Source organism: Streptomyces sp. SD15 (assembly GCF_054462255.1).
In genome coordinates this window covers 72095-81634 of record NZ_JBTLMO010000040.1, presented here as the reverse complement: position 1 = coordinate 81634, position 9540 = coordinate 72095, and the positions used below count along the sequence as shown (strand labels likewise).

General features: G+C 71.6%; 6 protein-coding genes and 1 pseudogene. 2 read left to right on the top strand and 5 right to left on the bottom strand.

From position 1 onward, the window contains the following. Positions 1-73: 73 nt before the first annotated feature. Positions 74-808: an SIR2 family NAD-dependent protein deacylase gene (locus tag ACX28W_RS31875; protein WP_459003344.1), complete on the bottom strand. Its 735-nt coding sequence runs from the start codon at positions 806-808 to the stop codon at positions 74-76. A 191-nt stretch (positions 809-999) separates the two neighbouring features. On the opposite strand from ACX28W_RS31875, the pseudogene ACX28W_RS31870 reads away from it, so the two are divergent. Then, positions 1000-1524, top strand: a pseudogene (locus tag ACX28W_RS31870) (multicopper oxidase domain-containing protein); the annotation flags it as partial. Positions 1525-1667: 143 nt separating this feature from the next. Beyond that, the gene (locus ACX28W_RS31865) at positions 1668-2480 is read left to right on the top strand and encodes a multicopper oxidase family protein (protein WP_459003343.1); all 813 of its coding nucleotides are present in this window, start codon (positions 1668-1670) and stop codon (positions 2478-2480) included. Positions 2481-2517: 37 nt separating this feature from the next. Here ACX28W_RS31865 and ACX28W_RS31860 read toward each other — a convergent pair whose 3' ends face one another. From ACX28W_RS31860 to ACX28W_RS31845, 4 genes are read right to left on the bottom strand one after another with little or no spacing between them, the layout of a single operon-like run. After that, on the bottom strand, positions 2518-5934 hold the full coding sequence (locus ACX28W_RS31860; protein ID WP_459003342.1) for an SAV_2336 N-terminal domain-related protein: 3417 nt from the start codon (positions 5932-5934) through the stop codon (positions 2518-2520). A gap of 1 nt (position 5935) precedes the next feature. Next, positions 5936-6910: an AAA family ATPase gene (locus ACX28W_RS31855; RefSeq protein ID WP_459003340.1), complete on the bottom strand. Its 975-nt coding sequence runs from the start codon at positions 6908-6910 to the stop codon at positions 5936-5938. Next, a complete protein-coding gene (locus ACX28W_RS31850; RefSeq protein WP_459003339.1) occupies positions 6907-9135 on the bottom strand; it encodes a VMAP-C domain-containing protein in 2229 nt (742 codons plus the stop codon). The genes ACX28W_RS31855 and ACX28W_RS31850 overlap by 4 nt, the downstream gene beginning before the upstream one ends. Further along, positions 9132-9518 (bottom strand): CU044_2847 family protein, encoded by a 387-nt coding sequence (locus ACX28W_RS31845; protein ID WP_459003337.1) that lies wholly within the window; start codon positions 9516-9518, stop codon positions 9132-9134. The genes ACX28W_RS31850 and ACX28W_RS31845 overlap by 4 nt, the downstream gene beginning before the upstream one ends. Positions 9519-9540 lie beyond the last annotated feature (22 nt).

Here is a 9540-nt window from a genome sequence, read left to right as displayed (position 1 = left end):
TCCACGAAGCCTTCCTCACCCTCGGATGCGCACTCATCTGCTGGCGGCGCCTGAAGTCATTCCGATAGGAGTTCTAAGCGCTCTCGGCGCTCAGCCGGCGCAGCAGCGCGGGCAGCGCCGTCCCGATGGGCTCCCGTACGACCTCGTCCGCCCGGTCGTCGTACGGCGTCGGCTCGGCGTTGACGATGACCAGCCGGGCCCCGTGGTCGGCGGCGACACCCGCGAGCCCGGCGGCGGGCTGCACCTGGAGGCTGCTGCCGACCGCGATGAACACCTGGCACGCCTTGGTGATCGCCACCGCTTCACCGAGCACCACGGGATCGAGCCGCTGCCCGAACATCACCGTCGCCGACTTGAGGATCCCGCCGCACTCCAGGCACGGCGGATCGTCCTCACCGGCCTCGACCCGGGCGAGGGCGTCCTCCATCGGCGCTTTCGCATGACACTTCGTGCACACCACGGTCCGCGCAGTGCCGTGCAGTTCGAGCACCTTGCGGGCCGGCATCCCGGCGAGCTGGTGCAGCCCGTCCACGTTCTGCGTGATCACCCGCACCGGTACCCCGGACCGCTCCAGCTCGGTCACCGCCCGGTGCGCCGCGTTCGGCTCTGCCCGCAGCGTCCGGTTCTTCCGCCGCATCTGCCATGAGCGCTGCCGGATCTCCGGATCACCCATGTAGTACTCGTACGTGACGAGCTTCTCGGCCTCCGGATCCCGCCGCCACAGCCCGTTCGGGCCGCGATAATCAGGAATCCCAGAATCGGTGGAGATCCCTGCTCCACTAAGGATGGCGACGAGTGGCCTGTTCATGGGCCGAGAGTAGGACGCTTGCCTGCTCGGAGCGAGCGGATATCAGAAGCGGGACAGGATGACGTGGATCAAGAGGTCGCTCGCTCATCAAGGTGATGCCCGCCCCGTTCCTTCGGGTCGTGGCCGATTTCGCCTGTTTTCCCGATGCGTGATGGCAGCTCACGGCCGCTCGTCTTCCGCATGTGCAGTGCATGGGGGGTCAGCTTGTCCGCACACGCCCGTCGCACCCGGAACGTCATCGGATCCACACTGGCCGCGCTCGCACTGGCGGCGGGGTGTACCACGCAGGCCGAGACGAGCGCACATGGCCATCGGGAAGTGTCGACGGTTCCCCTGTAGACCGTGTCCCCGTCGCCGGCCCTCACCGCGCGGGCAACGGAAGATCTGCGCGCCCCCCGCAGCTCGTGAGCAGCAACGGACTGCTCAGGACCAGGATCGTCGTCGAACGCAAGAAGGTGCGCCTGGCCGGCCGCGATCTGTGGGCCCTGACGTACAACGGGATGTACATGCCGCCCACACTGCGTCTGCGGCCGGGGGACCGGATGGAGATCTCCTTCACCAACAAGCTCGACCATCAGACGAATCTGCACGTCCATGGCATGCACGTCTCACCCGTCGGCAATTCGGACAACATCTTCCTCAAGATCGAGCCAGGGAAGACGTTCACCTACGAGTACGCCTTCCCCAAGAGCCTGGAGCCGGGAACGTACTGGTATCACCCGCACCCGCACACGTTCTCCGCCGCCCAGACCGCCGGCGGCATGGCCGGCCTGATCTGGTCGACGGCCTCGACGAGTATCTGCCCGCGCCGCTCCGCGGGATCACAGAACACGTCGTCGCGCTCAAGGATTTCCAACTCGTGGGCGACCAGATCAAGACCACGAATCTCAAGATCGGTGCACCCACGACACGCACCGTCAACGGGCAGCTCAACCCGCGGATCCGGATCAGGCCCGGCGAGACCCAGCTGTGGCGCCTCGCGAACATCGGGGCCAACATCTTCTACAAAGTGACGCTGCCGGGCACCAAGTTCCACATCGTCGCCCGGGACGGCTACCCGGTGAACAAGGTCTACTCCGTCGACTCCTTGGTCATCCCGGCCGGTGCCCGCTACGACGTGCTCGTACAGGGCCCGAAGGCCGGCGTGTCGGAACTGCGGACCCTGCCGTACAACACCGGCAAGGCCGGAAACCAGTTCCCCCGGGCGACACTGGCCACGGTCCAGTCCGACGGCGAACCGATGCGACCCGCGGCCCTGCCCACAGCCTTCGCCCCGGTGGACGACCTCGCGAAGGAGGCCGTCGCGGGACGCAAGACGGTCACCTTCACGGAGAACAAGGCGGGCACGCACTTCTACATCAACCACAAGCAGTTCGACCACAGTCGGATCGACTTCCGGGCCGAGCTCAACACCGTCGAAGAGTGGACGATCAAGAACGACAGCGACGAGGTCCACTCGTTCCACATCCACACCAACGACTTCCAGGTGATGAGCATCAACGGCAAGCCGCAGGTCAACTACGGTTTGCAGGACACCGTCGACGTCCCTCCACGCGGAAACATGGTCATCCGTATCCGGTTCCTCGACTATCCGGGCAAGACGATCCTGCACTGCCACATCCTCAACCATGAGGACGCGGGGATGATGGCGGTACTCCAGATCGACAAGTAGACATGTGCACCGGAACCTGCGACGGTGTTCGTGGAGGTCAGGGGAACATCGAGCGCGGGCCCAACAGCAGGGCGGCGAGCCGTAGATACGCCTTGTACGCGTCGGGCGTGAGCCAGGACAGTTCGACTGTGCTGCCCATGGTCAGGTGACCGTCGCGGGGCACGTTGACGACACCGCGGCAGCGTGAGCTCAGTCCTCGGATGCTGCCGGAATCGAGGGTCCAGCCGGCCGCGGGGCGGCTGTGGTTGAGGACGACGACGGCCTCGCGGACCAGGTCCGGCAGGTCGAGGGCCACCAGCCGGTCCATCGCCTGCTGCGCCTGCGTCAGCCCGGCCGGATCCGCCCGCGAGACGATGACCACGCGGTCGGCCTCCCTGAGCACCCAGGGCATGAACTTGTCCGAGTCGACCAGCGTGAGTTCGAAGTACGCCTGGGTGGTGTGCGTCACCCGGCGGAAGTCGTGGTCGGTGAACTGGCCGACTCCCGAGGCGCGGGAGACGGAGTCGTTGGCCAGCACCTGGAGCCCTGAGCGGTGCGGCGACAGGAACAGCTGCAGATCCTCGAAGTGCCGCACCTCGTGCAGCGACTCGGCCAGGTCGGACAGGCTGGCCAGCGTGTTGCGGAACACCCGGCCGCCGATGCGGACCTGGCTTCCGGTGTGCCGGTCGGCGTCGATGGCGAGTACCCGCTCCTGCCGCTGGTCGGCGAGTACGGCCCCCAGCACCATCGTCGTAGTGGTGCAGCCGACCCCGTCCTTGACGCCCACGAGCGCGATCCGCATGGGCTGGCTCAGGGGAGCCCGGATCGTGCGCATCCACTGCTCGCGGTCGCGCTCCTCGTCGTCGGCGGCCTCCACTTCGGGCGTGCCGGAGCCCTCGGATTCGTCCTCGACGTCATCCCACTCCGCGCCGCCCGGCAGCAGCGCTCCGAACGCCTCCGCCACCTCACGGGCGGTCGGCCGCTCCTCGGGCTCGGGCTCGACACAGCGCAGCAGCAGCTCGGCGATCGTCTCGTCGAGTTCCGCGAGCTCCGGGCTCCTGCGCAGCGCCGCGTTCTCGTACCCGCGCCACGCCCGGCCCGTCGCGGCCTGCAGCAGGATCGAGCCGAGGGCGTACACGTCGCCCGCCGTGATCCGGGACTCACCCCAGAACGTCACCTCGGGCGCCCGATAGGGGGAGTGGGCCGACATGAACGGCGTCGACGCGGTCCACGCACCGTCGATGCGCGCGGACATCCAGCCGATGAGGCGCAGCGTCGACTCGGTGACCAGCACGGTGCCCGGGGTCAGCGCCCCGTGCACGATGCCCTTGGCGTGGCAGCGGCTCAGCGCCCGAGCCAGATTCCAGCCCAGCCACGTGAACAGCGGGGTGCCGGGCAGCGCCCCGGCCGCGTCGAGCACGGCCCGCAGCGGGGGCGCCGGCAGACCACTGACGAGTGTGTCCAGGCGCAGGGCGAGCCACGGCGTGGGGCCTTCCAGGTCGCTGCGGACCATGGCGGGCGCGTACACCCCGTCCATGCGGCGCAGCGCCTGCCGTTCGACGTCGAGCAGCTCCCGTGCCACGGGGGAGTCGAACACCCGCAGCAGCACCCGCTGCCCGGACTCGTCCTCCCCGATGTACGCGGTGGGTTGGCCGCCCGTGCCGTCGCGCTGCAGCAGCCGGTACGGGCCCAGGGTGCGGGGGTCCCGAAACTGCCGCGGCAGCCACGAGGGGGCGTCCTCCAGGCCCGACGGCAGCCGCACCGGCTCGTACTCGGTGGGCCGCGGTGGTGCGGGGGCCATCGGTTTGGCGCCGAGATGGGTGAGGAGCCGGTCCTCCAGCCAGGCGAACGGCCGGGTTCCGGGCAGCAGTTCACCCGTACCGGACGGGTGGGCCAGCCAGGCGGGGAAGTCGGGCGAGCGGCCCACCAGGGTGCGCAGTCGCTCGGTGACGGCCCGGGTGGTGCGCAGCAGATCGATCGGGGACGCGGTGTCGAGCAGGATCTCCTGGGCGTCGCCGGCGAAGCCGAATCTGCGGTGCTGGGCCGGCAGCCGCTCGTCGACCGGCTCCACCTGGCGCATCAGGCCGCCCAGGAACACTTCGGCCAGATGGGCGGTGTCGGCCCGCGGCACGGCGGCCTGGACCAGCCGCATCACGGGCACCGTGAGCGGGGACACGGCGGCGAGATGGGCGGCCAGCCGGTAGGCCTGCGGCGACGCGGCGTCCCGGAATCTGAGCACGGCGTCTCCCGCGCCGCCACCCCGGGTGTCGGCACCGTGCCGGGGCGCCTTCGCCTGCAGCGGTGCCAGCAGCGGCAGTTCCGCGCTGCCGCCCGGCGAGGCCACCAGCCGCGCCCACGTGGCGACGGCCGGCGGATACGGTTCGAGTACGGGGACCGGGACGCCGGGGAACTCGTCGCCGAGCCCGGGCGGCAGCAGCGGGTCGGCCACCTCCCAGGTGTCATTGGCCGCGCCGCGCCGCCGGGTCGTCACCAGCCAGGGCTCCGAGCGGATGCCCGACCCGTCCCACATGTGGGAGGGCAGCGCGTGCATGATCGCTGTCGGTCCCTGGTGTGCCCAGCGTTCCAGCGCCGCGTGCAGCCGCCCGTCCCGCCAACAGGCGCCGACGCCGTCGCTGATCACCAGCACCAGAGTGCCGCCCGAGGGGTCGGCGACCGACGCGGGGGAGAGCAGTGGGGCATGCGGGTCGAAGGGGCGGGAGCGCAGCAGCGGGGCGCCCGCCGATCTGGTGTCCAGTCCGTGCACCCGGATGTCGCGGAAGGCGCCCAGGCGTTCGAGCAGGGCTCGCAGCTCCATCGCCAGCCGCCGCCACAGCAGCATGGAGATGCCGTCGTCGATGAGCAGCGTCAGATCGAGCCAGCGTTGCCGGGCCGGGCGGGTCACCACGTCGGGCAGTCCCGTCTCGGCCATCGCGGCCGCCGTGGCCTCCTCGTCGAACTCCCGCTTCAGCGGGCCGGGCTGGGGCTGCTTCAACAGGCGGAGGGAACGGCTGAGGCGCAGCTCGTCCGACCCGAGTGCCTTCTCCTCCGGCACCCGTACGGGCAGCGCGCCCTCGCCGGGTGCGTCGCGCAGGCCCGGTGCGGCGAGGTCGGCGAACTCGGGCGCGCTCCGCGCGGCCGCCGCCGCGTGCAGCGCGCCCAGCAGCTGGGCGGGGGGCGGCGGCTGGGGCGGTGCGGCGGGCGTGGGGAAGTTGCGCTCCGTCGGGGCCGAGCCGTCCGCCGGACGCGTGGTGTCCGTGGCGCCCGCGCCCGGCGGGAGCGCGGCATCCGCGGCCAGCGCGCTCGCGAGCGGTGCGTCGGGACCCGGCGGAAGCCGCGTCGCCAGCCACAGGGTGTCGAGCAGCTCATGGATGGACAGCTCGTGCCCGGCGAGCCGACCGAGCCCGCTCAGCGGAGGGAGAACCGACGGCTCGCCCGGCGCGCCGGTGCCCCCGCTGTCCTCGCCGTCGCCCGACACGTCACACCATCCCGCCCAGGCGGTGCAGTACGGCGTCCAGCAGCCCTTCCGCGTCCAGATCGACCCCGCCCTTGCGCAGGAACACGGCGTTGAGCAGCTGGTCCGTGGCGAGTTCGCCGGGCGCCCGGCGGTTGATGAAGGCGTGCAGCAGGTCGTCCACGTCGGACAGCGCGTCCTCGCCGAGATGCGCGGCGACGATGTCCCGCAGCCGGGCCTCGTCCGGGTCCGGCAGATCGAGCCGTACGCAGCGACGCATGAAGGCCGGCGGGAAGTCCCGTTCGCCGTTGCTGGTGATCACCACCACGGGGAACTCCCGGCACCGCACCACACCCCGCGTCACCGTGACCCGCTCGCCGCCCGAGCCATGGGTCAGCACCGGCACCTCGGACTGTGTCTCCGGCAGCCGGGACAGCTCCGGTATCTCGAACTCGCCCTCCTCGAAAACGGTCAGCAGATCGTTCGGCAGGTCGACATCGCCCTTGTCCAGCTCGTCCACGAGCAGCATCCGCGGCCGGTCGCGCGGCACCAGCGCGGTACCCAGCGGGCCGAGCCTGACATAGGTGCCGATGTCGGGCTCGGTCTCCCCGCGCTCCTGACGCAGATGGGTCTCGCGCAGGCGGCCGATCGCGTCGTACCCGTACAGGGCGTCCTTGAGGACGGAACGGCTGTTGACGGGCCACTGCAGGACGGGGCCGAGGCACAGTTCGTGCGCGATGGCGTGCGCCAGTGAGGACTTGCCGGTGCCGGGGTGCCCGGTGACCAGCAGCGGACGGCGCAGATGGAGGGCGGCGCTGACGACGTCGGCCTCCGTGCGCCCGATCAGGTACGGGCGGTGCCGCGCCCGGCTGCTGCCGGTCCCGTCGCCGAACTGCCGCCAGGGCGGCGCGTCGGGGAACTCCACCTGCCGGGCTGTGCGGTCACCGCGGAACAGCCGCCACCCATCCGCCTGATGAGTCCGGTGATCCTCATGAGTCATGCTGTCCGCTCCGTTCCTTCCGAGGGGTCGGCGAGCTGGAGTTCGTCCGGCAGCGGCAGCCCGAGGTCCTCCCACACCAGGGCGGGGCGCGCGGGCACCGCCTGGTCCGCGTAGGCGCGGACCCTGAAGTGCCGTACGCGCTCCGGGAGTCCGTCCACGGGACCGTGCGGGGCCAGGTCGTCGAGCGGGTGGCCGTCGTCCGGACCGGAGGCCGCCCGGTCCCACAGCACGACCGGCACCCCCATCACCAGGCACACCGGCAGTAGCTCGCCGCGGTGCTCGGTGCTTCCCTGCACAAGGACGCGGGCGGTGTCCCGATGGGTTGTCTTGAGCAGCCCGATGAGTCCGGCTCTGCCCCCGATCCTGTGGTCGGCGAGGAGGGTGTCGCTCTGGTGACGGGTGTTCCAGCGCCGCTTGAGATCGGCGGGTCCGGTGCGTGAGCGTCGCCGGATCTTCGGGCAGCGCAGCACGAGGTGGAAGTCCTCGCCGAGCGGCGCGGAGATGTACTCGTCGGCACCCGCCCCGTCCCATTCGTCCAGCGCGAGCTCCAGGGCGTCCGGCGGCACCGACACGGCGACCAGCGCGACACCGTCCCCGGCGCCCTCGGCGCCGCCCGCCACCTCCCGGATCAGCCGGGCGATCTCGCGTCCGGTACGCGGCCGGTCGGACTCCGTCGCGGCACGCGCGGGCGTGCCGTCGGGGCGCAGCCGCCACACCGAGCAGCGGTAGTGGCCGACCGGGTCCTTGGCGTACCGGTCCAGCTCCACCAGCACCCGGACGCCGGCCGGCGCGGTCCGCCGGGACCAGCGGTCCGCGTCCCCGCGCCGCTCCCGCAACGCCGACGCGTGGATGCCGAGACGAGTGGCGACCCGGACGCTCCACTCCCGCAGCGCCTGGCGGGCCAGGTCGCCGCTCGTCTCGGCCGCCACGTACTCCACGACGCGCAGCAGGGCCGGCAGACGGGGCGTCTCGTCGGGGACGGGTGACCCGTCCCCGTGCCAGTTCTCCAGTTCGCGTACGACCGCGGGCACGGCGGCGGGTGCGAGGCGGGCCGCCTGCAGCGAGCGCGGCAGGTCGACGTAGGGCAGCGCGGCGGTGGCCGCTCTCGACAGCAGGCCCGGATCGTGCTCGGTGAGGTGTTCCAACTTGCTCACCAGTGCCCGGTGTTCGGCCACCGACAGCAGACGGGCGGCCTCCGTGAGCCGACCCAGGGCCAGCAGCCGGTCGAGTTCGGCCCGGCCGCGCGGGTCGTCCGCCACCTTGGGCGCGAGCGACTCGGCGAGCGTGGGCAGCGCCCGCTCCGTGCCGCCGAGCAGATGGGCCAGCTCCTCCACGGTCGGCGCGGATCCGTCGGCCGGAGCCCGCAGGGCGAGCTGGGCGGCGAGTACGGTCGCGTGGTCGGCGCGCGCCCTTGGGTCGCCGAGCAGGCTGTGCAGCGGGCCGACCATCATGTCGCGCACCGACTCGGCCTCGGCGAGGGTGGCCGCGGACCGCTCCCGCGAGCCGTTCGCCCGAGCGGCCCCATCGGGCGCCGCCCCCACCTGGGCCAGCTCTCGAAGCACCGACTGCCAGCCGAGCCCCCAACTGCGCCGCACCGTGTGCTGAGCCGAGAGCGCTCCGTCCGGAGCGGTGATCCGCCCCATGACCAGACCCACCGCCGCCCCATCCGCCACCGACCACAGGGGTCCGCCGCTGTAGCCCTCGTCGACCGCGGCGCCCGACAACTGCCCGTCGAGATAACAGATCCGGCCGTCGTACGCCCCCACCCGCGCGTCGGCGTACGAGAACGGCTGCCCGCCCCCGTACCAGGCCCGCACCTGCTGGCCGCGCGCCATCTCCAGCCAGCGCACCGGGCTCACGGGCGGCGGCGGATCCTCGTCCAGTTCCAGGACGGCCAGATCGCCGTCCCACTCCAGGGAGCCGTCGGCGACCGGGCCGTACTGCGGCGACCGGGGCGGTATCCAGGCGACCAGCCGGGCCGGAAGTACGTCCACGGCGGACAGCACCGGGAAGGACACGTCGAGCGTGATCTTCCCCGGGTTGTGCGGGCTGAGGCTGCGCAGGCCGAGCGCCGCGTTGATGACATGGGCGCAGGTCAGCAGCCTGCGGCCGAAGAGATAGACACCCGCGCCCGCGGTGCGCCCGCGATCCGCGGACAGGACACGCACCAGCGCACCCCGAGCGTCCTTGTCCGCCGGATCGTCCGCCGGACCGAACCAGGTCACGGCTCGGCCCGGCGGGGAAGCTGCCAGGTCGCCGAAATCGTCATGCTGGCCTGGCCGCCCGCGCCCACGATGCCGAGCTTCAGGTCCTGCCCGATCTGGATGCCGAAGTCGACGGAGATCTCGTCCGGCGGATCGGGTATCCCGCGGATCGAGTCGTGCACCTGCTGCAGTACGGGCCCCAGTGGGCTCAGTACGCTGCGCAGTCCGTCCGTCGCCAGCGACGCGACCCGCGCGCCGCGCCCGACGGGCACCACCCCGGAAATTCCGCCCGGTAGATCGGCATCCGCGGCCGGCCCCACCGACTGCTCCCCCGCGGCAGCGAGTTCGAGCCGGACGTGGGCCCCGTCGTCGAGGGCGAACTCCATGTAGTCATAGTGCGGCACAGAGGCATTGTGCCGATCAATG

Excerpts from the sequence above, each read along its gene's own strand:
- ACX28W_RS31875 (WP_459003344.1), bottom strand. The coding sequence starts at position 808 with ATGAACAGGCCACTCGTCGCCATCCTTAGTGGAGCAGGGATCTCCACC.
- ACX28W_RS31855 (WP_459003340.1), bottom strand. The coding sequence starts at position 6,910 with ATGACTCATGAGGATCACCGGACTCATCAGGCGGATGGGTGGCGGCTG.